This is a genomic window from Agrobacterium tumefaciens (assembly GCF_013337285.1).
GTDB lineage: Bacteria > Pseudomonadota > Alphaproteobacteria > Rhizobiales > Rhizobiaceae > Agrobacterium > Agrobacterium burrii.
Genome location: NZ_SUPW01000004.1, coordinates 1 through 25,193, shown reverse-complemented (window position 1 = coordinate 25,193; position 25,193 = coordinate 1). Strand labels below are relative to the sequence as shown.

23 protein-coding genes and 1 riboswitch are annotated in these 25,193 nt (G+C 58.4%); of the genes, 9 read left to right on the top strand and 14 right to left on the bottom strand.

Features of this window, described 5'->3' with window-relative positions:
- Positions 1-3 precede the first annotated feature (3 nt).
- The 4 genes from truB to FCH38_RS12965 all read left to right on the top strand — a co-directional run bounded on the left by truB (position 4) and on the right by FCH38_RS12965 (position 4,881).
- Complete coding sequence (truB, locus tag FCH38_RS12980) at positions 4-951, top strand: tRNA pseudouridine(55) synthase TruB (RefSeq protein WP_174374032.1); 948 nt, start codon at positions 4-6, stop codon at positions 949-951.
- Between the two features lie 154 nt (positions 952-1,105).
- Positions 1,106-1,375 carry a 30S ribosomal protein S15 gene (rpsO, locus tag FCH38_RS12975; RefSeq protein WP_149898184.1) on the top strand — a complete coding sequence of 90 codons (270 nt, stop codon included), beginning with the start codon at positions 1,106-1,108 and terminating at the stop codon, positions 1,373-1,375.
- A 266-nt stretch (positions 1,376-1,641) separates the two neighbouring features.
- Positions 1,642-3,789 (top strand): polyribonucleotide nucleotidyltransferase, encoded by a 2,148-nt coding sequence (gene pnp / locus FCH38_RS12970; RefSeq protein WP_174374031.1) that lies wholly within the window; start codon positions 1,642-1,644, stop codon positions 3,787-3,789.
- A gap of 75 nt (positions 3,790-3,864) precedes the next feature.
- Positions 3,865-4,881: a class I SAM-dependent methyltransferase gene (locus FCH38_RS12965; protein ID WP_174374030.1), complete on the top strand. Its 1,017-nt coding sequence runs from the start codon at positions 3,865-3,867 to the stop codon at positions 4,879-4,881.
- A 17-nt stretch (positions 4,882-4,898) separates the two neighbouring features.
- Here FCH38_RS12965 and FCH38_RS12960 read toward each other — a convergent pair whose 3' ends face one another.
- On the bottom strand, positions 4,899-5,843 hold the full coding sequence (locus tag FCH38_RS12960; RefSeq protein WP_149898963.1) for an AEC family transporter: 945 nt from the start codon (positions 5,841-5,843) through the stop codon (positions 4,899-4,901).
- A 489-nt stretch (positions 5,844-6,332) separates the two neighbouring features.
- Between FCH38_RS12960 and FCH38_RS12955 the strand changes: the two genes are divergently transcribed.
- A complete protein-coding gene (locus FCH38_RS12955; RefSeq protein WP_046799104.1) occupies positions 6,333-7,325 on the top strand; it encodes an adenosine kinase in 993 nt (330 codons plus the stop codon).
- On the opposite strand, the gene FCH38_RS12950 is transcribed toward FCH38_RS12955, so the two are convergent.
- Positions 7,318-7,851: an SH3 domain-containing protein gene (locus tag FCH38_RS12950; protein WP_174374029.1), complete on the bottom strand. Its 534-nt coding sequence runs from the start codon at positions 7,849-7,851 to the stop codon at positions 7,318-7,320. The genes FCH38_RS12955 and FCH38_RS12950 overlap by 8 nt on opposite strands.
- A 180-nt stretch (positions 7,852-8,031) precedes the next feature.
- Between FCH38_RS12950 and FCH38_RS12945 the strand changes: the two genes are divergently transcribed.
- Positions 8,032-9,036 carry a 2-hydroxyacid dehydrogenase gene (locus FCH38_RS12945; RefSeq protein WP_149898179.1) on the top strand — a complete coding sequence of 335 codons (1,005 nt, stop codon included), beginning with the start codon at positions 8,032-8,034 and terminating at the stop codon, positions 9,034-9,036.
- Between the two features lie 49 nt (positions 9,037-9,085).
- Positions 9,086-9,775, top strand: coding sequence for a hypothetical protein (locus FCH38_RS12940; RefSeq protein ID WP_174374028.1), 690 nt, complete (start codon positions 9,086-9,088; stop codon positions 9,773-9,775).
- Positions 9,776-9,849: 74 nt separating this feature from the next.
- Here FCH38_RS12940 and FCH38_RS12935 read toward each other — a convergent pair whose 3' ends face one another.
- From FCH38_RS12935 to recF, 3 genes are read right to left on the bottom strand one after another with little or no spacing between them, the layout of a single operon-like run.
- Positions 9,850-10,326: a GNAT family N-acetyltransferase gene (locus FCH38_RS12935; protein WP_174374027.1), complete on the bottom strand. Its 477-nt coding sequence runs from the start codon at positions 10,324-10,326 to the stop codon at positions 9,850-9,852.
- The gene (locus FCH38_RS12930) at positions 10,323-11,090 is read right to left on the bottom strand and encodes a molybdopterin-synthase adenylyltransferase MoeB (RefSeq protein ID WP_174374026.1); all 768 of its coding nucleotides are present in this window, start codon (positions 11,088-11,090) and stop codon (positions 10,323-10,325) included. The genes FCH38_RS12935 and FCH38_RS12930 overlap by 4 nt, the downstream gene beginning before the upstream one ends.
- 22 nt (positions 11,091-11,112) lie before the next feature.
- Positions 11,113-12,237, bottom strand: a complete 1,125-nt coding sequence (gene recF / locus FCH38_RS12925; RefSeq protein ID WP_153515346.1) for a DNA replication/repair protein RecF — start codon at positions 12,235-12,237, stop codon at positions 11,113-11,115.
- A 152-nt stretch (positions 12,238-12,389) separates the two neighbouring features.
- Between recF and FCH38_RS12920 the strand changes: the two genes are divergently transcribed.
- A complete protein-coding gene (locus FCH38_RS12920; protein ID WP_153515347.1) occupies positions 12,390-13,493 on the top strand; it encodes an alpha/beta hydrolase in 1,104 nt (367 codons plus the stop codon).
- A gap of 29 nt (positions 13,494-13,522) precedes the next feature.
- On the opposite strand, the gene nrdF is transcribed toward FCH38_RS12920, so the two are convergent.
- The 8 genes from nrdF to FCH38_RS12880 all read right to left on the bottom strand — a co-directional run bounded on the left by nrdF (position 13,523) and on the right by FCH38_RS12880 (position 21,677).
- A complete protein-coding gene (nrdF, locus tag FCH38_RS12915) occupies positions 13,523-14,497 on the bottom strand; it encodes a class 1b ribonucleoside-diphosphate reductase subunit beta (RefSeq protein ID WP_153515348.1) in 975 nt (324 codons plus the stop codon).
- 16 nt (positions 14,498-14,513) lie between these two features.
- Entirely contained in the window at positions 14,514-16,703 is a 2,190-nt protein-coding gene (gene nrdE, locus FCH38_RS12910) for a class 1b ribonucleoside-diphosphate reductase subunit alpha (protein ID WP_153515349.1), read from the bottom strand.
- Positions 16,691-17,089: a class Ib ribonucleoside-diphosphate reductase assembly flavoprotein NrdI gene (nrdI, locus tag FCH38_RS12905; RefSeq protein WP_153515350.1), complete on the bottom strand. Its 399-nt coding sequence runs from the start codon at positions 17,087-17,089 to the stop codon at positions 16,691-16,693. Before nrdI ends, nrdE begins: the two co-directional genes overlap by 13 nt.
- Positions 17,090-17,101: 12 nt before the next feature.
- Positions 17,102-17,323: a glutaredoxin-like protein NrdH gene (gene nrdH / locus FCH38_RS12900; protein WP_046799096.1), complete on the bottom strand. Its 222-nt coding sequence runs from the start codon at positions 17,321-17,323 to the stop codon at positions 17,102-17,104.
- Between the two features lie 259 nt (positions 17,324-17,582).
- Positions 17,583-17,806: riboswitch (cobalamin riboswitch) on the bottom strand.
- A 133-nt stretch (positions 17,807-17,939) separates the two neighbouring features.
- The gene (locus tag FCH38_RS12895; RefSeq protein ID WP_153515351.1) at positions 17,940-18,569 is read right to left on the bottom strand and encodes a nucleoside triphosphate hydrolase; all 630 of its coding nucleotides are present in this window, start codon (positions 18,567-18,569) and stop codon (positions 17,940-17,942) included.
- Positions 18,566-19,348, bottom strand: coding sequence for an ATP-binding cassette domain-containing protein (locus FCH38_RS12890; protein WP_149898169.1), 783 nt, complete (start codon positions 19,346-19,348; stop codon positions 18,566-18,568). The genes FCH38_RS12895 and FCH38_RS12890 overlap by 4 nt, the downstream gene beginning before the upstream one ends.
- The gene (locus FCH38_RS12885) at positions 19,348-20,430 is read right to left on the bottom strand and encodes an ABC transporter permease (protein WP_153515352.1); all 1,083 of its coding nucleotides are present in this window, start codon (positions 20,428-20,430) and stop codon (positions 19,348-19,350) included. Before FCH38_RS12885 ends, FCH38_RS12890 begins: the two co-directional genes overlap by 1 nt.
- A gap of 224 nt (positions 20,431-20,654) precedes the next feature.
- The gene (locus FCH38_RS12880) at positions 20,655-21,677 is read right to left on the bottom strand and encodes a sugar ABC transporter substrate-binding protein (RefSeq protein ID WP_149898167.1); all 1,023 of its coding nucleotides are present in this window, start codon (positions 21,675-21,677) and stop codon (positions 20,655-20,657) included.
- A 265-nt stretch (positions 21,678-21,942) separates the two neighbouring features.
- On the opposite strand from FCH38_RS12880, the gene FCH38_RS12875 reads away from it, so the two are divergent.
- Entirely contained in the window at positions 21,943-23,175 is a 1,233-nt protein-coding gene (locus tag FCH38_RS12875; RefSeq protein WP_149898166.1) for an ROK family transcriptional regulator, read from the top strand.
- A 57-nt stretch (positions 23,176-23,232) separates the two neighbouring features.
- On the opposite strand, the gene recQ is transcribed toward FCH38_RS12875, so the two are convergent.
- Positions 23,233-25,041 (bottom strand): DNA helicase RecQ, encoded by a 1,809-nt coding sequence (gene recQ, locus FCH38_RS12870; RefSeq protein WP_174374025.1) that lies wholly within the window; start codon positions 25,039-25,041, stop codon positions 23,233-23,235.
- Positions 25,042-25,193: the final 152 nt, after the last annotated feature.

Genomic DNA, 25,193 nt, shown 5'->3' with positions numbered 1-25,193 from the left:
AGCATGTCCAAACCACGCAAACAGCAGCACCGCAAACCCAAGGGCCGCCCGATCTCGGGCTGGCTCATTCTCGACAAGCCGCTCGATTTCGGTTCCACCGAAGCCGTTTCCAAGATCAAGTGGCTGTTCAATGCCCAGAAGGCGGGCCACGCCGGCACGCTCGATCCGCTGGCTTCCGGCATGCTGCCGATTGCGCTCGGTGACGCCACCAAGACCGTGCCTTACGTCATGGACGGCCGAAAAATCTACGAATTTACCGTGACCTGGGGCGAACAACGCGCGACCGACGATCTGGAAGGCGAGGTGATCAACTCCTCCGACCAGCGTCCGGATGAACAGGCAATCCGCGATATTCTGCCCAACTACACCGGTGTAATCGAGCAGATACCGCCGCAATTTTCAGCCATCAAGATCGCCGGCGAGCGCGCCTATGATCTGGCGCGCGAAGGCGAGACGGTGGAAATCCCGGCACGCGAGGTGGAGATTCATCGCCTGACGCTGCTCGCTTGCCCCGACGCCGATACCGCGCATTTCGAAGTGGAATGCGGCAAGGGAACCTATGTGCGGGCACTGGCGCGCGACATGGGTCAAGACCTGGGCTGTTTCGGCCATATTTCGCAGTTGCGCCGCACCATGGTCGCCCCCTTCGGCGAAGACATGATGGTGCCGCTTGAGACGTTGACGGCGCTAGAGGCCATCGAAGACCGCGACGAGCGGCTCGAGGCGCTGGATGTCTATCTGATCGACACGGCGGAGGCGCTTTCGTCACTTCCTCATTTGATCATCAACGACGATCAGGCACATCGGCTGAAGATGGGCAATCCGATCCTGCTGCGCGGGCGCGATGCGCCAGCCAATCATCCGGAAGCCTATGCCACCGTGCAGGGCAAGCTCGTCGCCATTGGCGAGATCGGCGAAGGAGAGTTTCGGCCGAAGCGGGTTTTTGGCTGAAACGGCGCAGTCAATCGCCTCTTTCAATTGTACCCGGAATAGTTTATAGGCAGCGCCAGCTTGGGCTTTGCCTATGCTACTGAATGGCCAGAGCTGGACGACATCCCGGCTCTAGGCGTCCCCGTTTTTCCTTAAAACAAGAAAGGATCGCACGATGTCGATTACTGTAGAGCGCAAAGCCGCCCTCATCACGGAATATGCCACCAAGGAAGGTGACACTGGTTCTCCGGAAGTTCAGGTCGCAATCCTGACCGAGCGGATCAACAACCTGACCGGTCACTTCAAGGACCACAAGAAGGACAACCACTCCCGTCGTGGTCTTCTGACGCTGGTTTCGACCCGCCGTTCGCTTCTCGACTATCTGAAGAAGAAGGACGAAGGCCGTTATACCAAGCTGATCGGTGCTCTCGGCATCCGCCGCTAAAATTTTATCCGGCGGGTTTCACAACGATACCCGCCGGTTTTTATATCGGGCCTTATGAAGCCCACGAATTTCCGGGCGGTTGCTGCAAATGCGGCCCACCGGGCGATAAGGTAGAACCGGATGGGCCGGTGTCGCCTTTTCAACCGCAGACCTGTCATGGGGCAGGATTGCCGGATGCTTGCACCTCGAAAGCCTCCCGCTGTCTTGCCCGTGATCGCGTCGTTCTTTGCCCCCATAAGGCGGGCAAGTACAAACAAGGACAAGATATGTTCAATAAACACTCCGTGGAAATCGAATGGGCAGGCCGCCCGCTGAAGCTCGAGACCGGCAAGGTTGCCCGTCAGGCTGACGGCGCCGTCATCGCAACCTACGGCGAGACGATGGTTCTCGCGACCGTGGTTTCCGCAAAGTCTCCGAAGCCGGGACAGGACTTCTTTCCGCTGACGGTCAACTATCAGGAAAAGACCTACGCAGCCGGCAAGATCCCCGGCGGTTATTTCAAGCGCGAAGGTCGTCCTTCCGAAAAGGAAACACTGGTTTCCCGCCTGATCGACCGTCCGATCCGCCCGCTGTTTCCTGAAGGCTACAAGAACGACACACAGGTTGTCGTCACCGTCATTCAGCACGATCTGGAAAATGACCCGGACGTTCTGTCGATGGTTGCCGCATCCGCAGCCCTCACACTGTCCGGCATTCCCTTCATGGGCCCGGTCGGCGGCGCGCGCGTTGGTTACATCAACGGCGAATACGTTCTGAACCCGCATCTTGATGAGATGGACGAGTCGGTTCTGGATCTGGTTGTCGCCGGCACGCAGGACGCCGTCCTGATGGTTGAATCGGAAGCCAAGGAACTCAACGAAGACATCATGCTCGGCGCCGTCATGTTCGGCCATCGCGGCTTCCAGCCGGTTATCGACGCGATCATCAAGCTCGCCGAAGTTGCCGCCAAGGAACCGCGCGAATTCGAACCGGAAGATTTCTCCGCGCTCGAAAACGAAATGCTTGGCCTTGCCGAAACCGAACTGCGCACTGCCTATAAGATCACCGAAAAGGCTGCCCGTTACGCCGCCGTCGATGCCGTGAAGGCAAAGGTCAAGGCTCACTTCCTGCCGGAAGAAGGCGAAGCCAAGTACAGCCCTGAAGAAATCGGCGCTGTCTTCAAGCACCTCCAGGCCAAGATCGTTCGCTGGAACGTTCTCGACACCAAGAGCCGTATCGACGGCCGCGATCTGTCGACCGTTCGTCCGATCGTCTCTGAAGTCGGCATTCTGCCGCGCACGCATGGTTCGGCACTGTTCACTCGCGGTGAAACGCAGGCGATCGTTGTTGCCACCCTCGGCACCGGCGAAGACGAACAGTATGTCGACAGCCTGACCGGCATGTACAAGGAACGCTTCCTGCTGCATTACAACTTCCCGCCCTACTCGGTCGGTGAAACAGGCCGCATGGGCTCCCCGGGCCGCCGCGAAATCGGTCACGGCAAGCTCGCATGGCGCGCTATTCGCCCGATGCTGCCGACGGCGGAACAGTTCCCCTACACGCTGCGCGTCGTTTCCGAAATCACCGAGTCCAACGGCTCTTCGTCGATGGCAACGGTTTGCGGCACCTCGCTCGCCCTGATGGACGCTGGCGTTCCGCTGGCTAAGCCGGTTGCCGGTATCGCCATGGGTCTCATCCTCGAAGGCGAGCGCTTTGCGGTTCTCTCCGACATCCTCGGTGACGAAGACCACCTCGGCGACATGGACTTCAAGGTTGCGGGTACGGCCGACGGCATCACCTCGCTGCAGATGGACATCAAGATCGCCGGTATCACCGAAGAGATCATGAAGATCGCTCTGGAGCAGGCACAGGGTGGCCGCAAGCACATTCTCGGCGAAATGGCCAACGCCATCACCGAGAGCCGTGGTCAGCTCGGCGAATTCGCACCGCGCATCGAAGTCATGAACATTCCGGTCGACAAGATCCGTGAAGTCATCGGCTCCGGCGGCAAGGTCATTCGCGAAATCGTCGAAAAGACCGGCGCGAAGATCAACATCGAGGATGACGGCACCGTCAAGATCGCTTCTGCTTCCGGCAAGGAAATCGAAGCGGCCCGCAAGTGGATCCACTCGATCGTTGCTGAACCGGAAGTCGGCGCAATCTACGAAGGCACGGTCGTCAAGACCGCCGACTTCGGCGCATTCGTCAACTTCTTCGGCGCGCGTGACGGCCTCGTTCACATCTCGCAGCTTGCATCTGATCGCGTTGCCAAGACCTCCGACGTCGTCAAGGAAGGCGACAAGGTCTGGGTCAAGCTGATGGGCTTCGACGAGCGTGGCAAGGTTCGCCTGTCCATGAAGGTTGTCGATCAGGCAACCGGTCAGGAAGTCGCTGCCGACAAGAAGAAGGAAGATGGCGAAGCCGCTGCCGAATAAGGCAGCGTCGCCAGACCCTATCGAGGCGCGGGTTTTGCCCGCGCCTTTTTTCTATTTCATCTTAAGGACGCTCCCATGAGCCGCGACGCTGTTAAAACCCTGTTCCACCCCTTTGCCGCAGAAATGCTCGACATGCCGAAAGAGGGCGAACGCGTTCTGTTTCTGGGAGCGGAGGCCGGCCCGAAGCTGGATGGTTTTGACGCGGAGATTATTGCCGTCCAACACCTTCGGCCGCTTTACCGGGCTCTGCAGGCGCAAGGCGCGCAGGTCACCCCGGACATTTCAGGCGAAGACTACGATGCGGCGCTGTTGCTGTGCGGCAAACATCGTGGCGAGAACGAAAACCGTGTTGCCGAAGCGCTGTCGCGCGTGAAAGCCGGCGGCCTGATCGTCGCAGCGGGATCGAAGGAAGACGGTATCGTGACGCTGCGCAAGACGCTTGCGAAGCTTGGCATCGAGGCCGACTCCACACCTAAATACCACGGCGTTGCACTCTGGTTCCGACGCCCCGACGATGTGGCCCTTGCAGTCTCCAAACTTGCCCAAAAGCCCGTAACGGTTGAAGGGCGTTTCACCGCCCTGCCCGGTATGTTCTCACATGACCGCGTCGATGACGGTTCGGAGCTTCTGGCATCGCGCCTGCCGACCGATTTTGACGGCAATGCTGCCGATTTCGGCGCGGGCTGGGGTTATCTCTCGGTCATGCTGGCGGAAAAATCGCCGCGCACGGCCCGTATCGACCTTTTCGAAGCCGACTGGAACGCGCTGGAATTTGCGAAAACCAATCTTCTTGAAAACACGCCGCGACTGACGGCACGTTTCTTCTGGCAGGATCTGGCAAACGAGCCGCCGAAGGAAAAATATGACCTCATCATCATGAATCCGCCTTTCCATGCGGCGGGACAGGCGGCGGAGCCTGCACTCGGTCAGGCCTTCATCAAGACGGCTGCAGGCGCGCTACGCAGTGGCGGAAAGCTGCTGATGGTCGCCAATCGCGGCATGCCCTATGAGCCGGTGCTGGCAGCGGAATTCCGCACCAGCGCCGAGGTGTGCCGTAACGCCCGCTTCAAGATCCTCAGCGCCCAGAAATAATCAATTCGGCAGAGTCATCAGCTCAGCAGCCATGCCCACAGCGACACGGAAAGAACGCCGGTCGCCGTGGAAATGCTGATGGTGGAGGCCGCAACGCTGTGGCCGATGCCGAAGCGGTTGGCGATCAACCACGCATTCACCCCCGTCGGCACCGACGAGGTGAGCACAAGTGCCGCCGTCCATTCGTGGCTGAGGCCGAGAGCATGACCCATGGCCCACACGCAGGCGGGCAGAAGCAGCAGTTTGAACACCGTCATGGTGACGGCAATGCCCAAATTGCCGCGAATGGTATATTTCGTCAGCGCCATGCCAAGCGAGATGAGTGCCGCTGGCCCTGCCATCGAAGCAATCTGATCGACCACGGTTTTGAGGATGGGCGTCAGCGTCACACCTGAAACATTGGTCGAAAGCCCGATCGCCAGGCCGATCACCAGCGGATTGGTGACGAGATTACGACCTACCTGTTTGAAGACCGCAGCCATGCTTCGCTTTTCGCCGCCGACCGCCTTGTGCGTGGCGTTCTCCATCAAGATCGTGCCGGCGATCATCATGACCGGCAGGTGGATGGCCAGCAGGATGGAGAGAGCCACCAGCCCCTCATCCCCCACGGACCGACCGACGAGCGGCAGACCGATGAAGATATTGTTGGCAAAGGCCGAGGAAATCCCGGCAATCACAGCGATACGCACATCCTGCTTGAAGGCGTAACGGGTGACGATATGTCCGATTGTCCAGGTCACGGCCACGCCGGCGAAATAGGTGATCCAGAGCCGGAAAGGCGATGCACCGTGAAAATTCGCTTCCGCGAGCGTGCGAAAGATCAAAGTCGGCACGGCGATCTTGAACACGAAATCGCTGAGAATCTCACCGGCATCGGCCCGGAACAGACCGGCCTTGACGGTGAGCCAGCCGATCAGGATGAGAATGAAAATTGGAGCGACGTTAGCGGCAACGGCAGACATGGAGGGAAAGCTTTCGCGGCTTTTCGGGAGATACCCCGCTTTAGAGCGTTTTCCACCGAAATGGAATCGCGAAAACGCGGCACTTCCTTGTTTTCGCCCAATTGCGGATTGCCTGCAACGCAGGAGACAGACCGATTGAGTGCCTTCACCGAGAGGGCTCGCCGCTGCGTGCAAACCGCATTCCGTGGTGTCACACCAAAAGAAAAAGCGGGGTTTCCCCCGCCTTTTATGTCCGTTATACGCCGCCAGTACATCCGTGGCGGAGATAACGGTTGAGCCAGAAGACCATCATGTCTTCCATTCCGGTACGCATTCACACACCTTTTGCTCTGAAAGGAGCAATAGCTTAACCACATTACAGGCAAATGACGTGTTTCGTCTTCTTGGGGGGAGAACCGCATATTTTCCCTTTGGGCTTTTCTTGCCGCCAGAAATGTTTAAGACCGTTTAAAAAATACGCACACACCTCGTGCGAACCGGATAGGGCCTATGACGAAATTCGACGTACTGACTGTCGGCAATGCCATCGTCGACATCATCTCTCGCTGCGATGATCGCTTTCTCAACGACAATGCCATTACCAAAGGCGCGATGAACCTCATCGATGCGGAACGGGCCGAGCTGCTTTATTCGCTGATGGGGCCGGCTCTCGAAGCCTCTGGCGGAAGTGCCGGCAACACGGCCGCGGGCGTTGCGAATTTCGGCGGCAAGGCCGCCTATTTCGGCAAGGTCGCCGAAGACCAGCTCGGAGAAATCTTCCAGCACGATATCCGCGCGCAGGGCGTCTATTTCGAAACGAAGCCGGAAGGCACGTTTCCGCCGACCGCCCGTTCGATGATCTTCGTCACCGAAGACGGCGAGCGTTCGATGAACACCTATCTTGGCGCTTGCGTCGATCTTGGCCCTGAAGACGTCGAAGACGACGTCGTGGCGCAGACCAAGGTCACCTATTTCGAAGGTTACCTGTGGGATCCGCCGCGCGCCAAGGACGCCATTCGCGAATGCGCCCGCATTGCGCATGAAAATGGCCGCGAAGTTTCCATGACGCTGTCCGACAGTTTCTGCGTCGGCCGTTACCGCGAGGAATTTCTCGACCTGATGCGCTCCGGCACGGTGGACATCGTTTTCGCCAACAAGCAGGAAGCGCTTTCGCTTTACGAAACCGACGATTTCGAGCTGGCGCTGACGAAAATCGCCGCCGATTGCAAGATCGCGGCGGTGACGATGAGCGAAGAAGGTGCTGTTATCCTGCGCGGCACTGAGCGTGTGAAGGTAGAGGCCTATCCCGTGCATGATGTGGTCGATACGACAGGTGCAGGTGATCTTTTCGCCGCCGGCTTCCTGTTCGGTTATACGCAGGACCGCTCGCTCGAAGATTGCGGCAAGCTCGGCTGCCTTGCGGCCGCCGCCGTCATTCAGCAGGTCGGGCCGCGCCCGATGTCATCGCTCAAGGCGCTTGGCGCAAAGCACGGCCTTATTTAAAGGCCTCTCCGGGATAAGCACCCCAGATTTCGCCCTGTGATACCCAGCCCGAGGCCTGACCGGCCTCGGCACGGCACCAGTCGCCATTGCATTCGCCGATCCTGAAGACGACGCCCGGCTCCAGCCGGGCAATGACCGAAGCGCCCGACTGCGCATCGCGGCGCATGTTGACGTAAACGTCCTTGCCCTTGCCGCGCATCCACGGCGCGGCAACGGCCGTGCGCTCGCCCGACAGCAGCGCCTGGTTGACCCAGCCTTCCGTGCCATCGGCGTCACGGATGCGCCGCCAGTTTTCATATTCCTGGATGATTTCGACCGGCATTCCCGATTTCATATACATCCACGACACGGCATAATCCGTGCTGGGGCCGATGCGCATATTGACGCGCCTGGATTTCAGGCTGACAAAACGCGGCAAGGGCAAGCCGCTTGCGCCCTTGGCGGCACCCTGCGCCATGGCTTCGGTTGCCGTACCAAAGAGGCCCAAAGACAATGCAATGCAAACGATAAAAACCACACTGCGCATGCCCATTTCCGTTTCCCGCCTTCTGCAAACCGGATGATATTCGAGGAGGCTCGTTTCCACATGCCTCGAGCCTCGGCGAGTTTTGTTTGTCTTCGCCGGCGGGTCTGGTAGAAACGCCCTGATTGAGAGAAATTATCGCTCTTTCTGGTTAATGACTTCTGAACAAGGCAGCGGCAAACGATGACCCACAAGAAGAGACCGACAGTTTATATCACCCGCAAATTGCCTGACGTCGTCGAAACCAGAATGCGCGAACTCTTCGATGCCGAACTGAATATCGACGATACGCAGCGCAACGAGGAAGAGCTTGTCGCCGCCATGCAGCGGGTCGATGTGCTGGTGCCGACCGTGACCGACCGCATCACTGCCGCCATGATCGAGAAGGCCGGGCCGCAACTGAAGCTGATCGCCAGCTTTTCCAACGGCATAGACCATGTGGATGTCGATGCCGCCGCCAGAAAAGGTATCACTGTCACCAATACGCCGAATGTGCTGACCGAGGATAGCGCCGACATCACCATGGCGCTGGTGCTGGCCGTGCCGCGCCGCATGATCGAAGGCACGCGCGTGCTTGCCAATGGCTCGGACGAATGGCTGGGCTGGTCGCCGACCTGGATGCTCGGGCGGCGCATTTCCGGAAAACGTATCGGCATTGTCGGCATGGGCCGGATCGGAACCGCGGTTGCGCGGCGCGCCAAGGCCTTTGGGCTTTCCATTCATTATCACAACCGCAAACGCGTCAGCCCGGCGACGGAGGCGGAGCTTGAGGCAACCTATTGGGACAGCCTCGACCAGATGCTGGCGCGGGTGGATATCGTTTCCGTCAATTGCCCCTCGACACCTGCGACCTATCACCTGATCTCGGCGCGGCGCCTGGCGTTGATGCAGCCGACCAGCTACATCGTTAATACCGCGCGTGGCGATATCATCGACGAAGCGGCGATGATCCAATGCCTGCGCGAGGGAAAGATCGCCGGCGCCGGCCTCGATGTCTATGAGAACGAGCCTGCGGTGAACCCCAAGCTCATCAAGCTCGCCAAGGAAGGCAGGGTCGTATTGCTGCCGCATATGGGCTCCGCGACCATCGAAGGCCGCATCGAGATGGGCGACAAGGTCATCATCAACATCCGCACGCTCTTCGACGGGCACCGCCCGCCGAACCGGGTGCTGCCGGGGCGGAGCTGAGCTGGCCAAGGCAAGCGTTGTCCGATTTTCACGTGTGAGGGAGAATTCCATGAGAATTCAGGCGAAGTTTTTGCTGCTCATATCCGTCATGCTCGTTCTGGTCAGCGGCCCGGCCCAGGCGGCTTCGCCCTCACCCGAAGAAACCGCGGAACTCTATTATCGCGCCTGGCTGAATTTTGATCGCGCCAGCATGGTTCGCCTGAACAAGGAATGGGGAGCTTCGGGCAATGGCCCGCGCTACATCAACATGGATCTGGTTACCAATCCGGTCGCGTGGCAGCGCAAATACAAGGGCATGCACGCTCCCAAGGGAACCACAAACGAGCAGTCCGACCAGTTTGCACGGCTCTGGGTGGCGAGCACGGAGCGGGTGCGCTGTGAGGCCGAGCCTGCGCGTATCGGTTCCCAATCGCCCTCGGGCCTCTTTGTAGCGCGGATAAAGATGAACTGCTCCCTGCCGGATGTCGGGCCTGCGTTCCAGCGGCTGAAGGCCAACGCAAATGCGGACGATATTGGCGATAAAACCCGCATGCCTTCCGCGAAACTTATGAAGCAGATGGTCGAGGCCACGAAGGCGGCTCCACTCACCTACAAGGTCACGACGGAAATGCAGCTCTTCAGTGGGCCGGATAAAGGCATCTGGCGGGTGGGGTCAACCGAAGTCCAGCCACAGACCGGCGCTGACCGCGTCTCTTCTGTCTTTCTCTCGCAGATGCTTCAGTCCGGCCTTTTACGATAGGGGCGTCATGCCTCTATCCACGGGCTTTTTCGGCCGTCCCGGACCGGATTAGCGCAGGGCAGAATTAGGCAGCCTCAGCCAAGAAATTTCGTCATTTCAATCGAAGTTATTCGATCATAACCGGCATGGGCATTTTCAGCGGTCCTGACGAAACCCCAGGCGGCGAATTTGGCATGATTGGCACCAAGTTCGATGCGTGTTTCCAAGCGTAGCGTCGGCAGTGCCAATTCGCTGGCCAATGCTTCAGCTCTTTCAAGCAGCATCCTGCCGATGCCCTTTCCCTGCGCTTTCGGGGAAACACACAGCTTGCCGACATAAAGACAGGCCGGCGGCTCCGGCCGGCAAAACAGGCAGCCCAACAGTTCATCACCATCAAGCGCCACGAAAGCAATCTCCGCCCTCGCTTTTTCGGCAAGATTTTCCAGTGTCAGGCGATGGGCCGAGGATGGCGGGTCGATGACGCCATCCATATAGGCAAAGGACGCCATGATGAGCGCCAGCAATTCCCGCCAGCGATCGAATTCTTCCCCAACTTTTGCGATCTCGATCATAACTTCTTTCCGGCTGGCCGGCGCTTGTAACGCACGGTTTCAAAACGGGCCGACAGTGCGTCATAGAGCAGCAGGCGACCGATCAGCGGCTCACCGGCACCGGTGATCACCTTGATCGCCTCCATGGCCATGAGGGTGCCGATAACCCCGGTCAGCGCGCCGACGATGCCGGTTTCCGCGCAATTGGGAATGAGACCCTGCGGCGGCGGTTCCGGAAACAGATCGCGGTAACCCGGCAACAGAGTGCCTTCCGCATTGGTCTCATAGGGCTTCAGCACCGTGACCGACCCATCGAAACGACCGACCGCGCCCGTCACCAGCGGCCTTTTCGCAGCTTCCGCCGCATCGGCGGCGGCATAACGCGTTTCAAAATTGTCCGAGCCGTCGATCAGGAGATCGAAGGATGGCAGGTGGTCATGCGCCCAGACCTGCGAAAAACGTTCCTCATAAGCCAGCGTGCGGACCTGCGGGTTGAGCCGGGCAATGGCCTTGCGGGCGCTTTGCGTTTTCAGCTCACCGATCGTGCCGGTATCGTGGATCACCTGCCGCTGGAGGTTGGACAGGGAGACCACATCGTCGTCGATCATGCCGAGCGTGCCGACACCCGCGGCGGCAAGATAATGAAGGACGGGCGCTCCGAGCCCACCTGCTCCAATGACCAGCACGCGCGCTGCCTTCAGCCGCTGCTGACCGGCACCGCCGATTTCGGGCAACAGGATGTGGCGTTTGTAGCGTTCGATTTCTTCCGGGCTCAGCGGGTCCATGTCGTCCTCCATCTCTTAGCCGTCATACTGTGACGCTCCCGTGGGAAACATTGAAGAACTGCGCCCGCTCACCAAGGGCGGAGAACATGGCCGCATCCGTTCCGGTCATGAAACTCTGGCCGCCGAGCGCGTGGATGAGATCGAACAAAGCGGCCCGCCTGCCCTCGTCCAGATGGGCGGCGATTTCGTCCAGGAGCAGAATGGGCGCATGTCCGGTCATATTCGCGGTCAGCTGCGCATGGGCAAGCACCAGCCCGACAAGAAGCGCCTTCTGCTCCCCCGTTGAACAGCGTTCGGCTTCCATATTCTTTTCCGCATGGCGCACGAAGAGATCGACGCGATGCGGGCCGTCCAACGTGCGGCCTGCCGCCGCGTCCCGATACCGGCCCTCCCGCAGCATTAGACCATATTCGTCTTCCAGATCGACGGCCGGCCGATGAAGCCCGTCATCCATGAAGCCGGAGAGCGAAAGCGCCGCAGAGGGGAAAGCTGCGTTGCCGGCCCGGCCCTCAATCAGGGTCTTCAACAGGCCAAGCATTTCATAACGGGCAACCGCCATGGAAATGCCGAGTTCGGCCATCTGTTTTTCGATGCCGTCCAGCCAGACCGGATCAAAACGGCCTTCCGACAGCAGGCGATTGCGGCCGCGCATGGCCTTTTCGAAATCGCTTGCCCGCCTGCCATGGGCGGGATCGAGCGACAGCACCAGCCGGTCGAGAAAACGCCGGCGGTCCGATGACGAGCCGGTGAAGAGGCCGTCCATGGCGGGCGTCAGCCACAGCACGCGCAGATGATCGGTCAGTTCGTCGACGGATTTTACCGATGTGCCGTTCAGCCGCAAGCGACGCGACACCACGTCGCCATCACCTTCAATCCCGGTGCCGATGGCCACTTCGCCATCCATGCCTTCGACATCGGCGAAGATCGAGAACCCGGCGTCCGCGCCGACGCGGGTAACATCGGACAAGGTGGCCCGGCGAAGGCCCCTGCCGGGTGAAAGAAACGAGACGGCCTCCAGCAGATTGGTCTTGCCTGAGCCATTATCGCCGGTCAGCACAACATGGCGATCATCAAGTGTGAGCGACGCCGCCGTATAGTTGCGGAAGTCCGTGAGTTTCAGCCGTAAAAGCGACACCTTGTTCGTCATCTGTACGGCCTAAAACGAACATGGCCGGATGGCAAGCAGTGGAATGTCCATCCGCGTCGAAGACCGTCACAGCAAGGCAATTCATTCTCCAGTAGCAACTTTTCGGACGGCCGGTTATTTATGAGCCGTTCCTTATCATCGGTAGCCCATTCATGCGCCTGATCTTTTCGCTGCTTCTCACTCTCGGTCTTCTTTCATCCTGTGCGGGCAGGCCGGGGGCGGACGTGCTGCAGGCCGTAAACACCAAGGCTCACGGCACGAAAATCGTGACGGCCTATGTGGTGAGCACGCGGGAGAAAAACACCGACGCGAAAAAGGGGTTTGGCACGGAGCGGGCAATGGAGCCGAATTATGCAAGCTTCGACATTTCTATTCCTCCTACTCATAAAAGTGGAAAAATCGAGTGGGCCAGCGGCAAGCCGGATCCGAACAAGGATTTTGTCGTTACCCGCGCCGATATGCTGACGAAGCCGAGCTTCAATGCCGATCTTGGCGACGTCGCCCGGTCCGGCAAGCAGATCGCGCTTTTTGTGCATGGTTATAATTACAGCTATCAGGAAGCCCTGTTCCGCGCCGCGCAAATGGCTGCCGATGCCAAGATGGATGGCGTGCCGCTGGTGTTCTCCTGGCCATCGCAGGCCAACGTCACCGGTTACGTGGCCGACAAGGAATCGGCGACCTTCTCGCGTGATGCGCTGGCGGGTGTGCTGATCGACCTTACCCGGCAGACCCCGCGAAAAAGCGTTGTTGTGTTTGGCCACAGCATGGGTGGCTGGCTGGTCATGGAGGCGCTGCGACAGTTGCGCTTGCAGGGCAGGAACGACGTGCTCGCCAAGCTGCAGGTGGTGCTGGCAGCACCTGACATCGACGCCGATGTGTTTCGCAAACAGATCGAGGTGGTCGGCCGGCTCAACCCGCCGCTCACCGTTCTCGTCTCCAAGGACGACCGCGCCCTGAAGGCATCCTCCATTTTGGGCGCGGATGTTACCCGCATCGGCGCGCTGGATGTGACCGACCCACAGGTACAGGAAGCCGCCCTGAAGGAGGGCGTACAGTTCATCGACATTTCCAATCTGGAGGCGTCGGACCCGCTCAATCACGACCGCTATGCCGCGCTGGCGTCAATGGTGCCGCAGCTGGAATCCAGCAGGCGCGGGGGCGATATCAACAGTGCGGGTGCCTTCGTTTTCGATGCGATCGGCGCAACCGTGTCCAGCCCCTTCCGCCTTGCAAGCCAGGTGGTGAACCCGCAGTAGCTTCTGCGGGTTCTTCCCGGCCTCTGGTTTCAGAAATCCCAGTCTTCGTCTTCGGTGGCAACAGCCTTGCCGATGACATAGGACGAGCCGGAACCGGAGAAGAAGTCGTGGTTTTCATCGGCATTGGGTGAGAGTGCCGAGAGGATCGCCGGGTTGACCCGGCAGGCCTCGGCCGGAAACAGCGCTTCGTAACCCAGATTCATCAAGGCCTTGTTGGCATTGTAATGCAGGAACTGCTTGACGTCCTCGGTCAGACCGACGCCGTCATAGAGGTCTTCGGTATATTTCGCTTCGTTGTCGTAAAGCTCGAGCAAGAAATCGAAGGCGAAGTCCTTGATCTCCTGTCTTTGTGCCTCGCCCAGACGATCCAGCGCCCGCTGGAACTTGTAGCCGATATAATAGCCGTGCACGGCCTCGTCGCGGATGATCAGACGGATCAGATCCGCCGTGTTGGTGAGCTTGGCGCGGCTTGACCAGAACATCGGCAGGTAGAAGCCGGAATAGAACAGGAAGCTTTCCAGAAACACGCTGGCGATCTTCTTTTTCAGCGGATCACCGCTGTCATATTCCCGCATGATGAGCGCGGATTTGCGTTGCAGGAACTCGTTTTCCTCCGACCAACGATAGGCATCATCGACGTCAGGCGTGGAGCAAAGCGTCGAGAAAATCGAAGAGTAAGAGCGAGCATGCACGGCCTCCATGAAGGAGATGTTGGAAAGCACCGCCTCCTCATGCGGTGTTGCCGAATCCGCCATCAGCCGCACGGCGCCGACACCGTTCTGGATGGTGTCGAGCAAGGTCAGCCCGGTGAAGACACGGATCGTCAGCTTCTGCTCTTCCGGTTTCAACGTTCCCCATGAGGGAATGTCGTTGGAAAGCGGCACTTTTTCCGGAAGCCAGAAATTCGAGGTCAGGCGGTTCCAGACTTCAAGATCCTTGTCATCCTCAATGCGGTTCCAGTTGACCGCGCGAATGCGGGACGCGGGTTTTACGGCAATGTTCATTGTTTAGTCCCTCAATTCAGAGCGTGCAGGAGACGCAGCCCTGAACCTGCGTGCCTTCCAGCGCCATCTGGCGCAAACGGATGTAATAGATGGTCTTGATGCCCTTCTTCCAGGCGTAGATCTGCGCCCGGTTGATATCGCGTGTCGTCGCCGTATCGCGGAAGAACAGCGTCAGCGACAGGCCCTGATCGACATGCTGGGTGGCTGCCGCATAGGTATCGATGATCTTGTCAGGACCGATCTCGTAGGCGTCCTGATAATATTCGAGATTGTCGTTCGAGAGGTAGGAAGCCGGGTAATAAACGCGGCCAATCTTGCCCTCTTTACGGATTTCAATCTTCGAGACGATCGGATGAATGGAAGAGGTGGAGTGGTTGATATAGGAGATCGAGCCAGTAGGCGGTACGGCCTGAAGGTTTTGGTTATAAAGACCGGATGCCATCACATCCTGCTTCAACGCCGTCCAGTCCTCCTGCGTCGGAATGGCAATGCCGGCTTTTTCGAACAGCTCTCGGACCTTTTCCGTCGCAGGCAGCCATTCCCGGTCGGTATATTTGTCGAAATAGTCGCCGGAGGCATATTTTGAATTTTCAAAGCCCTTGAAGCTTTCGCCCCTTTCCGCAGCAATACGATTGCTGGCGCGGATGGCGTGATAGGTCACGGTGTAGAAATAGATATTGGTGAAATCGACGCCCTCTTCGGAACCATAAAAGATGCGTTCGCGTGCCAGATAACCGTGCAGGTTCATCTGGCCCAGCCCGATGGCGTGGCTGGCGTCATTGCCCTTTTCCACCGAGGGGACGGAGGAAATGTGGCTCATGTCCGATACTGCCGTCAGCGCCCGGATGGAGGTCTCGATCGTCTTGCCGAAATCGGCCGAATCCATCGCCGAGGCTATGTTGAGCGAGCCAAGATTGCAGGAAATATCCTTGCCCATATGGCTGTAGGAAAGATCGGCATTGAACTCGCTCGCCTCGCTGACCTGCAGGATTTCCGAGCAGAGATTGCTCATGCTGATGCGGCCGGCGATCGGATTGGCGCGGTTCACCGTATCTTCGAACATGATGTAGGGATAACCGCTCTCGAACTGGATTTCGGCGATCACCTGGAAGAATTCGCGCGCCTTGATCTTCTTCTTGCGGATGCGACTATCCGCGACCATCTCATGATATTTTTCGCTGACCGAAATCTCGGTCAACGGCACGCCGTAAACCCGCTCCACATCATAGGGCGAGAACAGGTACATATCCTCGTTGTTGCGGGCGAGTTCGAAGGTGATGTCAGGGATTACCACGCCGAGCGACAGGGTCTTGATACGGATTTTTTCGTCGGCGTTTTCGCGCTTGGTATCGAGGAAACGCATGATATCCGGGTGGTGGGCATGCAGATAGACCGCGCCCGCACCCTGACGCGCACCAAGCTGGTTGGCATAGGAAAAGCTGTCTTCCAATAGCTTCATGACGGGAATGACGCCGGAAGACTGGTTTTCGATCTGCTTGATCGGCGCTCCGAACTCGCGAATATTGGTCAGGGACAGCGCCACGCCGCCACCGCGCTTGGAAAGCTGCAGGGCCGAATTGATGGAGCGGCCGATGCTTTCCATATTGTCTTCCACGCGCAGCAGAAAACACGAAACCAGTTCGCCACGGCTTTTTTTGCCGGCGTTCAGGAAAGTGGGGGTCGCCGGCTGGAAGCGGCCGGAAATGATCTCGTCCATCAGATCGCGGGCAAGCTGTTCGTCGCCGCGCGCCAGAGCCAGCGCCACCATGCAGACGCGGTCCTCGTAGCGCTCTAGATAACGCTTTCCGTCGAAGGTCTTGAGCGTATAGGAGGTGTAATATTTGAACGCCCCGAGAAAAGTCGGAAAGCGGAATTTCCGGGTATAGGCCTCGTCGTATAGATCGCGGACGAAATTGAAGGAATACTGATCCAGCACCTCCTGTTCGTAATATCCCTCCGTCACCAGATAATCGATCTTTTCCCGTAGGTTATGAAAGAAGACGGTATTCTGGTTGACGTGCTGGAGGAAGTATTGTTTGGCCGCAAGGCGATCCTTGTCGAGCTGGATCTTTCCGTTCTCGTCATAGAGGTTCAGCATCGCGTTCAGCGCGTGGTAGTCCAGGCCCGCATCCAGCGGTTTCTGGGTTATGGCTGCCGGCTGTTTGGCGTCCTTGTTGAGCGCGGCGCTCGAGGTCAGCGTGTCCAAAATCGTTCCAATCCATGTTTGACGTTGGCGACATCTTCCTCCGTGCCGAGAAGCTCGAAACGGTAGAGAAACGGCACGGCGCATTTGCGCGCGACGATATCTCCGGCGGATGCGAAGGCTGCGCCAAAATTCGTATTTCCCGCCGCGATGACGCCGCGAATGAGATTTCGGTTGGAGGGCTCGTTCAAAAACCGGATGACCGGCTTCGGCACGGCCCCTTTGGTGCCGCCGCCCCCATAGGTGGGGGTGACCAGCACATATGGCTCAGACACATGAGGCACGTCCTCCTCGGCGCCGAGCGGCAGGCGAAACAATCGCCGCCCCAGTTTCAGAAGGAAACGATGCGTGTTTTCAGAGCGGCTGGAATAATAAACGATCAGCCCCATCACGCTGCCGCCTTAGCTGATCGCGCCGATCATATCCGGCCGGAAACCCGCCCAATGGCGTTCGCCGGCGACGACCACGGGAACCTGCATGTAACCGAGACCCCGGACATGATCGAGCGCATCCGCATCTTCGGAAATATCGACGATTTCATAGGGGACGCCGATGCGGTCCAGCGCACGATAGGTGGCGGTGCATTGGACGCAGGCGGGCTTGCTGTAAACGGTGACGGTCATAATTTCCTCTTTCGAAGCCGCTTTCACGCACGGCTCAACATTGCCGATTGCAGTCGCAATCGGCTGGCGACGGGTCTGTCATTCAGGTGAGGCGAACGGCCTGTAACTCAGCCGCAAAAAATCACTCTCTACGCCGACGAGCGCAGGAATTCAAAAAAATGCACTGGCATGACTTCACCCCGAAGCTTGTTCTGGAGGGGGCAGAAAAGGGCGAACGCAATTCATTTGCGCCATACCTTCCTTCCGGACACCCCGCCCGTGGACGTTTGCGCTCAAGGCAGGTCTCCTGACTTGCGGGTCACAACATCTATCCCGGCCTTCCCGGAGTTTTTGACTCCAGTGGCTCAAATCGGAACGATGCTCACCGCTTACAGTTGCGGGGGCAGTTTCGGCATTGCTCCACCATGATGGCGTTGCGCACCGAATTCCCGTCTTAGCTCCCAATCCTTGCGAATCGGAAGAACCTTGAACACCACATATAGTATATGAGGAAATTTTTGCGTCAATGAATAGACACACAAAAGCCCCACCCTGTGGATCAAAAAGATTCAACACATGGTCAACAAAGGCTTAACGGCAAATGCGCCTTGCCGCTGAAGGACGGAAAAGCGTTAATCTATTCCCAGATATCGATGTGAATATCAGCGGGGCGGGTGTTCTCGATCACCCTTTTGCCGTTCGGAAGATCGTTTTCAAACAGTTTGGCGTGGATCGCAGCCGCATCGAGACCGTAACCCTGCCATCTCTTCCGCAGCCTCTCTTCAAGGACTGCGACAGACGGCCCGACGAAAATGGTGAGGTCGAAGCTCTCGGAAAGCCTCGTCCACGGCGCCTCGTTCAGTAGCAGATAATTGCCTTCAGCCAGGATGAAGCGTGTCTCAGGTACGATAGCGCGGGCGGACGCAATGGCGATTTCCCGGGAGCGGTCAAAAACCGGAACAAGCACCTCCTGCCCGCCCTTGCGGACGGCGGAGACGATATCGAGGAAGCCACGCACATCGAAGGTTTCGGGCGCGCCCTTGCGCGACAGCAGCCCTCGCTCTTCAAGGATGCCGTTGTCCATATGGAAGCCATCCATGGGCAGCACGGCGGCCGTTTCGCCCCGCGCCAGCAAAGCATCACAAAGCGCATCCGCCAGCGTGGATTTGCCGGCCCCAGGGGGACCGGCAATGGCAATGATAAAACGGAATTTACCGTCTGCCCGCCGAAGAACGTCTTCGGCGATCGTCTCAAGCTTCAGCGTCATGCGGCAAGCGTTTCCTTCGGCGCTTCCTTTGCACCGGTCATGAAAGCGACGGCGTCGGACATGGAATAGTCCTTCGGATTGATGACGCACAGGCGCTTGCCCAGCCGGTGAATGTGGATGCGGTCCGCAACCTCGAACACATGCGGCATGTTGTGTGAGATAAGCACGATCGGCATCCCTCGCGAGCGCACATCGAGAATGAGTTCAAGAACGCGGCGGCTCTCCTTGACACCAAGTGCGGCCGTTGGTTCGTCGAGGATGACGACCTTGGAGCCGAAGGCCGCAGCACGTGCCACCGCCACACCCTGGCGCTGGCCACCGGAGAGGGTTTCCACGGCCTGATTGATGTTCTGGATGGTCATCAGGCCGAGTTCCGACAGTTTATCGCGGGCGAACTTCTCCATGGCCGGACGGTCCAGCGCCCGGAACAGGCTGCCCTGAATGCCGGGTTTGCGAAGTTCCCGGCCGAGAAACATATTGTCGGCTATGGAAAGCGCCGGCGACAGCGCAAGGTTCTGATAGACGGTTTCGATACCTGCCTTGCGCGCCTCGATCGGTGAGCGGAACTGCACGGTCTGGCCTTCAAGCTTTATCTCTCCCTCATCGGGCGTTACCGCACCGGAGATAGCCTTGATGAGAGAGGATTTGCCGGCGCCATTGTCACCGATCACGGCCAGAATTTCACCCGGATAGAGGTCGAAATCGGCACGGTCGAGCGCGGTCACACGACCATAGCGTTTGACGAGATTGCGTGCTGTGAGAATGGGTTCTTTTGTCATCAGCCTGCTACCTTTCTGATCCACTGGTCGATTGCGACAGCCATGATGATGAGGACGCCGATCAACAGATAGGTCCATTGTGGGTCGGTTCCGATGAGCCTGAGGCCGAGCGAAAAGACACCGACGATCAAGGCGCCAAAGATCATGCCCATGATGGAGCCGCGTCCGCCGAATAGCGACAGGCCGCCAATGACCACAGCCGTGATGGATTCGATATTGGCAAATTGACCGGCGGTCGGCGAAACCGAACCGATGCGGCCGATCAGCGCCCAGCCCGCGAAGGCACAGATGAGGCCGGACAGCGTGTAGACGGTCGTCAGCATGCGCTTGACGTTAACGCCGGCCAGTTCGGCGGCATCCGGGTCATCGCCCACCGCATAAAGATGGCGGCCCCAGGCGGTGCGGTTGAGCACATACCAGAGCAGAGCAACAAGCAGAACCATGGCGATGACACCATAGGTGAAAACGGCGCTACCGATACGGAGATTATAGCCGAAGAATTGCAGGATGGGTGCCTGCTGGGCGATATCCTGCGCGCGGATCGTTTCGTTTGCGGAATAGAGGAAATTCGTCGCCAGCACGATCTGCCACATACCGAGCGTGACGATGAAGGGCGGCAAACGCATGCGCGACACAAGTATGCCGTTGATAAAGCCACAAAATGCGCCGACGGCGAGACCACAGAGAATGGAAAGTTCCGCCGGCAGACCATAGCGGAAAGTAAATTGTCCCATGATCACTGAGGACAGAACCATGATCGCGCCGACCGAAAGATCGATACCTGCCGTCAGAATGACCAGTGACTGCGCTGCACCGACGATACCGACGATCGCGACCTGCTGCAGGATAAGGGTCAGCGTGAAGGCCGAGAAAAACTTGCCGCCAAGGGTAATGCCGAAGACAGTCAATGACAGAACCAACACGATCAGCGGCACGGCCGCCGGGCTGGAATGCAGAAAGTACTGGAATTTTTCCAGAATACTTTTGTCGTGCGTATCGAAAGCAGCGACCTGTGTCGAACTATCCGACAGCACTTTTTCGAATTCATTGTGCGGCTGAGCCCGCACCGGCTGATCGCTCATGGATTTTCCTCCCGATCGCTCTATCGCATCCGCCCTGAAACCGGGTCTATCTCCAAAGAGAATGATGCGCAGATTCAAAGTGTTGTGAAGCGGGCCAATCTCGTGTCTGCGGGACGCGCGGCGCGCTCGTTTGTTCCTTTGTCCGATCCCCCGGATCGTCCCTGAAATTATTCCGGTCCAATGGCGGGGGCAAAAATGCCCCCGCGAGTTTCAACGCTAAAGCCTTAGCCCCAGCACTTGTTGAGACCTTCCTTCGTGTCGATCGAGTCGAGACCCTTGACCGGCTTGTCGGTTACCAGCGTCACGCCGGTGTCGACGAAGTTCTTGCCTTCGGTCGGCTTCGGCTTTTCGCCGGTGTCGGCAAACTTCTTGACGGCTTCGACGCCGAGAGCCGCCATCAGCAGCGGATATTGCTGCGAGGTTGCACCGATCACACCTTCCGCGACGTTCTTGACACCCGGGCAACCGCCATCGACGGAAACGATCAGAACGTCCTTCTCACGGCCAACCGCTTTCAGCGCCTCGTAAGCGCCGGCAGCCGCAGGCTCATTGATGGTGTGAACGACGTTGATGGTCGGATCCTTCTGCAGCAGGTTTTCCATGGCCGAGCGGCCACCTTCTTCGTTGCCATTGGTGACATCATGGCCAACGATGCGCGGATCGGTTTCATCACCGATCTTGTTGATGTCCTTCACGTCGATGCCAAAGCCCTTCATGAAGCCCTGGTTGCGCAGCACATCCACCGTCGGCTGGGAGGGGGTGAGGTTGAGGAAGGCGATTTTCGCGTCCTTGGCCTTGTCGCCGAGGGTGCCCGCGGCCCATTTGCCGATCAGCTCACCAGCCAGAAGATTGTCGGTGGCGAAGGTGGAATCGGCGGCATCGACGGGCTCCAGAGGAGTATCGAGAGCGATCACCAGAAGGCCAGCATCACGTGCCTTCTGCACGGCCGGAACAATGCCCTTGGTGTCCGATGCGGTAATCAGGATACCCTTGGCGCCATCGGCGATGCAGGTCTCGATCGCGGCAACCTGGCTTTCGGAATCACCGTCGATCTTGCCGGCATAGGATTTCAGCGTCACGCCAAGTTCTTTCGCTTTGGCGGTCGCGCCTTCCTTCATCTTGACGAAGAAGGGATTGGTGTCGGTTTTGGTAATGAGGCAAACCGATGTGTCTGCCGCGGATGCGACGGAAGCGAAAGAAACGCCAAGCGCAAGCGCGCCCAGAAGAGCGGAAACAGTGGTCTTCATGAGATCCTCCCAATGGATATTTGAGCACCGTGACGGTTACCCGACGATCTAGTCTCCTCCGAGAACAAATGATCGTTGGCCAGATGGAACCACCAAAGGAAACGTCTGTCAATAAATAAATCCGATTGAATTATTAATTCCATATGGCATTCTAATATGTGGCAAGGAGGAATATCGCCACCGCTGTTTACGTTGCGATAGCAAGATTGCCATAAAGCCTGCAGGTATCGGTCGTGAGGGATATAGCGGGCGGGAGGATGACATTATGAGACAGTCTGTCGAGACGGCGCCGCCTGCGCCGTCCACCATTATGGATATGAGCGGCGGCGCCAACCAGATCGGGGTCCGCGCTTATAATGAGCGGCTGGTACTGTCGCTCGTTCGCCGCCATGGCGGATTGTCGAAAGCCGAAATATCCAGACTTTGCGGCCTGTCGGCGCAGACAGTCTCGGTCATCATGCGTTCGCTGGAAAAAGACGGACTTCTCATTCGTGGTGAAAGGTTGCGCGGAAAAGTCGGGCAACCATCGACGCCGATGCGCCTCAATCCCGACGCCGTCTTCTCTTTCGGCGTGAAAATCGGCCGGCGTAGTGTCGATCTTGTGCTGATGGATTTTGTCGGCCGGATAAGACTGAAGCTTCGCAAGACTTACCCCTACCCCATGCCGGAATGGATATTGCCGTTCGTGATCGACGGCATAACCGAGATTGAATCGAAATTGTCCCCCGAGGAACGGCAAAAAATCACCGGAGTTGGCATTGCCGCCCCATTCGAGTTGTGGAACTGGGCCCAGGAAGTGGGCGCCCCGCAGGCCGAAATGGAACGGTGGCGGGATGTTGATATCCGCTCCAAAATTGCCGAAAGCGTCAGCTACCCGGTCTTTTTGCAGAATGATGCGACCAGTGCCTGCGGTGCAGAACTGGTTTTTGGCGCCGGCCAGAACTACGCCGATTTTCTCTATATCTTTATCGGCTCCTTCATCGGCGGCGGCGTCGTTTTGAATTCAGCGCTGTTTTCCGGAAAAACGGGTACTGCCGGTGCTATCGGCCCCCTGCCGGTACAGGGGCAGGATGGCAATACGGTTCAGCTTCTGAAAATCGCATCGATCTTCGTTCTGGAAAATATGCTCCGCGAAAAAGGTATAGATCCACGTCCCCTGTGGTTCTCACCCGACGAATGGATCGATTTCGGCGAACCGCTGGAAAGCTGGATCAACAAGACGGCCGCCGCCTTGGCGCAGGCCGTCATCGCCGCCGCCTCCATCATCGATTTTTCAAGCGTCATCATCGATGGCGGTTTTCCCGAATGGGTCAGAACGAGGATCGTCGTCGCCACCCGGCTTGCCCTCAAACACCACGATCTTCAGGGCGTCACGCTGCCGGAGATCATCGAGGGCGCGGTCGGCAGCCAGGCCCGGGCGATTGGCGGGGCAAGTCTGCCCCTGTTTTCCCGCTATCTCATCGATCAGAACGTTCTGTTCAAGGACACGACAGGCTGAGCTTTTACGCTTCACCTTACTATCCTGAAGTAACTCTTCGCGGAATTTATCTGTCAGTCACTCGCCAGCGGCGTGCTGCATGATCGCCTCCAGAAAGGCGGGGCCGTAGCGCTCCAGCTTGGTGTCCCCGACGCCGGGGATCTGTGCCATCTCCCTCGCCGAGGCCGGTTTTGCAGCAGCCAGTTCAATGAGGGTCTTGTCGTGGAAAATCACATAGGGCGGAACGTTCTGCGCGCGGGCAATTTCCATGCGCTTTGCACGCAGTGCCTCAAAGAGACCACGATCGGCCTCCGGCAAAGCTGTGGAAGCGGCCTTGCGCGGCGTCTGCTGCCGGGCCGAACGCGGCGCGGATGGAATTCTCAACATCAGAGACTGCTTTTCGCGCAGGAACCGCCTTCCCTCTTCGGAAATCGACAATCCGCCATGCCCGGACAGATCCACCTCGATCAGACGCAGCGCAACCAGCTGCCGCAAGATGGCGCGCCAGGTGCGATTATCATGCTCTTTGCCGATCCCGTAGGTAGTGATCTGATCATGCCCGAAACGCGAGATCCGCTCATCCTCAACTCCCAGCAAGACGCGGATAACATAGGCTTGACCGAAACGTTCCCCGGTGCGGTAAATGCAGGAGAGCAGCTTTTGCGCGGCTATCGCGCCGTCAAACAGATCAGGCGGCTCCGCACAGGTATCACAATTACCACAGGGCTCGCACCGGTCACCGAAATAGGAGAGCAGCACCTGCCGACGGCAACCGGCTGTTTCCGCAAGGCCGAGCAGTGAATCAAGCTTCTGGCGCTCCATATATTTGCGTTGGTCCGCGGCATCCGATTCTTCAATGAAGCGGTTGCGCAGGGCGATGTCTTCATAGCCGTAGAGCATAAGTACGTCGGACGGCAGGCCATCACGACCGGCACGGCCGGTCTCCTGATAATAGGCCTCGATGCTGCCGGGCAGATCGATATGGACCACGAAACGCACATCCGGCTTGTCGATGCCCATGCCGAAAGCGACGGTCGCGACAATGATGACTGCCTCACCGTGCTGGAAGCGGGTCTGGTTGTTCTCGCGCGCAGCCTTATCCATGCCGGCATGATAGGGCAGCGCATCCCGCCCCTCTTCCCGCAGCCACGCAGCCGTTTCATCCACCTTGCGTTTCGACAGGCAATAAACGATGCCGCTTTCATTTTCCCGGCCGTTGAGAAAACGTTTGAGCTGGGAGCGCGGATTGTCCTTTTCCATGATCGCGTAGCGGATGTTGGGACGGTCGAACCCGGCGATGAAAGCATCTTTTTCATCAATGCCCAGATGGCCGATTATCTCGGCACGGGTAGGCTCGTCCGCAGTCGCCGTCAGCGCCATGCGCGGTGTATCGGGGAAACGCTCGATCAGTGTGTCGAGCTGGCGGTAAGGCGGACGGAAATCGTGCCCCCATTGCGACAGGCAATGTGCCTCGTCGACCGCAATCAGCGACAGGTCAATGCATTGAAGCGCGTCTAGAACATCCGGCTTGAGAAGGGTCTCCGGCGCAGCATAGAGAATATCGACATTGCCGGCCCGCATATCCTGCCAGAGGGCGCGGCGCTGTTCCGGAGAGAGATCGGAATTGAGCGCCTCGGCCCGCACACCGGCCTGACGCAGGGCAGCCACCTGATCGACCATCAGCGCTATGAGCGGCGATACGATCAGTCCCATTCCCGCACGGGCAAGCGCTGGAATCTGATAACAAAGCGACTTCCCGCCGCCCGTCGGCATGAGGACAAAAGCATTGTTTCCCGCCATGACATGCTGGATGATCTCGCCCTGCCGTCCACGGAATGTATCATAGCCATAAATGGTCTTGAGTATCTGCAAAGGGTCGGCGGTCACGGCGGCCTTCTTCTGAACTGAGCGGTTTGCGCATCATGGCCAAATCCAGCTTCATCGCAATGTCGAAAGCTGGAATTCCCGCAGAAACACGATTGGGAATTGGACATTATGCTCACCGTGCCTCTACGGGGTTGAGTCACAATGCGCGCGCA

Excerpts from the sequence above, each read along its gene's own strand:
- truB (WP_174374032.1), top strand. The coding sequence starts at position 4 with ATGTCCAAACCACGCAAACAGCAGCACCGCAAACCCAAGGGCCGCCCG.
- rpsO (WP_149898184.1), top strand. The coding sequence starts at position 1,106 with ATGTCGATTACTGTAGAGCGCAAAGCCGCCCTCATCACGGAATATGCC.
- pnp (WP_174374031.1), top strand. The coding sequence starts at position 1,642 with ATGTTCAATAAACACTCCGTGGAAATCGAATGGGCAGGCCGCCCGCTG.
- FCH38_RS12965 (WP_174374030.1), top strand. The coding sequence starts at position 3,865 with ATGAGCCGCGACGCTGTTAAAACCCTGTTCCACCCCTTTGCCGCAGAA.
- FCH38_RS12960 (WP_149898963.1), bottom strand. The coding sequence starts at position 5,843 with ATGTCTGCCGTTGCCGCTAACGTCGCTCCAATTTTCATTCTCATCCTG.
- FCH38_RS12955 (WP_046799104.1), top strand. The coding sequence starts at position 6,333 with ATGACGAAATTCGACGTACTGACTGTCGGCAATGCCATCGTCGACATC.
- FCH38_RS12950 (WP_174374029.1), bottom strand. The coding sequence starts at position 7,851 with ATGCGCAGTGTGGTTTTTATCGTTTGCATTGCATTGTCTTTGGGCCTC.
- FCH38_RS12945 (WP_149898179.1), top strand. The coding sequence starts at position 8,032 with ATGACCCACAAGAAGAGACCGACAGTTTATATCACCCGCAAATTGCCT.
- FCH38_RS12940 (WP_174374028.1), top strand. The coding sequence starts at position 9,086 with ATGAGAATTCAGGCGAAGTTTTTGCTGCTCATATCCGTCATGCTCGTT.
- FCH38_RS12935 (WP_174374027.1), bottom strand. The coding sequence starts at position 10,326 with ATGATCGAGATCGCAAAAGTTGGGGAAGAATTCGATCGCTGGCGGGAA.
- FCH38_RS12930 (WP_174374026.1), bottom strand. The coding sequence starts at position 11,090 with ATGGACCCGCTGAGCCCGGAAGAAATCGAACGCTACAAACGCCACATC.
- recF (WP_153515346.1), bottom strand. The coding sequence starts at position 12,237 with ATGACGAACAAGGTGTCGCTTTTACGGCTGAAACTCACGGACTTCCGC.
- FCH38_RS12920 (WP_153515347.1), top strand. The coding sequence starts at position 12,390 with ATGCGCCTGATCTTTTCGCTGCTTCTCACTCTCGGTCTTCTTTCATCC.
- nrdF (WP_153515348.1), bottom strand. The coding sequence starts at position 14,497 with ATGAACATTGCCGTAAAACCCGCGTCCCGCATTCGCGCGGTCAACTGG.
- nrdI (WP_153515350.1), bottom strand. The coding sequence starts at position 17,089 with ATGGGGCTGATCGTTTATTATTCCAGCCGCTCTGAAAACACGCATCGT.
- nrdH (WP_046799096.1), bottom strand. The coding sequence starts at position 17,323 with ATGACCGTCACCGTTTACAGCAAGCCCGCCTGCGTCCAATGCACCGCC.
- FCH38_RS12895 (WP_153515351.1), bottom strand. The coding sequence starts at position 18,569 with ATGACGCTGAAGCTTGAGACGATCGCCGAAGACGTTCTTCGGCGGGCA.
- FCH38_RS12890 (WP_149898169.1), bottom strand. The coding sequence starts at position 19,348 with ATGACAAAAGAACCCATTCTCACAGCACGCAATCTCGTCAAACGCTAT.
- FCH38_RS12885 (WP_153515352.1), bottom strand. The coding sequence starts at position 20,430 with ATGAGCGATCAGCCGGTGCGGGCTCAGCCGCACAATGAATTCGAAAAA.
- FCH38_RS12880 (WP_149898167.1), bottom strand. The coding sequence starts at position 21,677 with ATGAAGACCACTGTTTCCGCTCTTCTGGGCGCGCTTGCGCTTGGCGTT.
- FCH38_RS12875 (WP_149898166.1), top strand. The coding sequence starts at position 21,943 with ATGAGACAGTCTGTCGAGACGGCGCCGCCTGCGCCGTCCACCATTATG.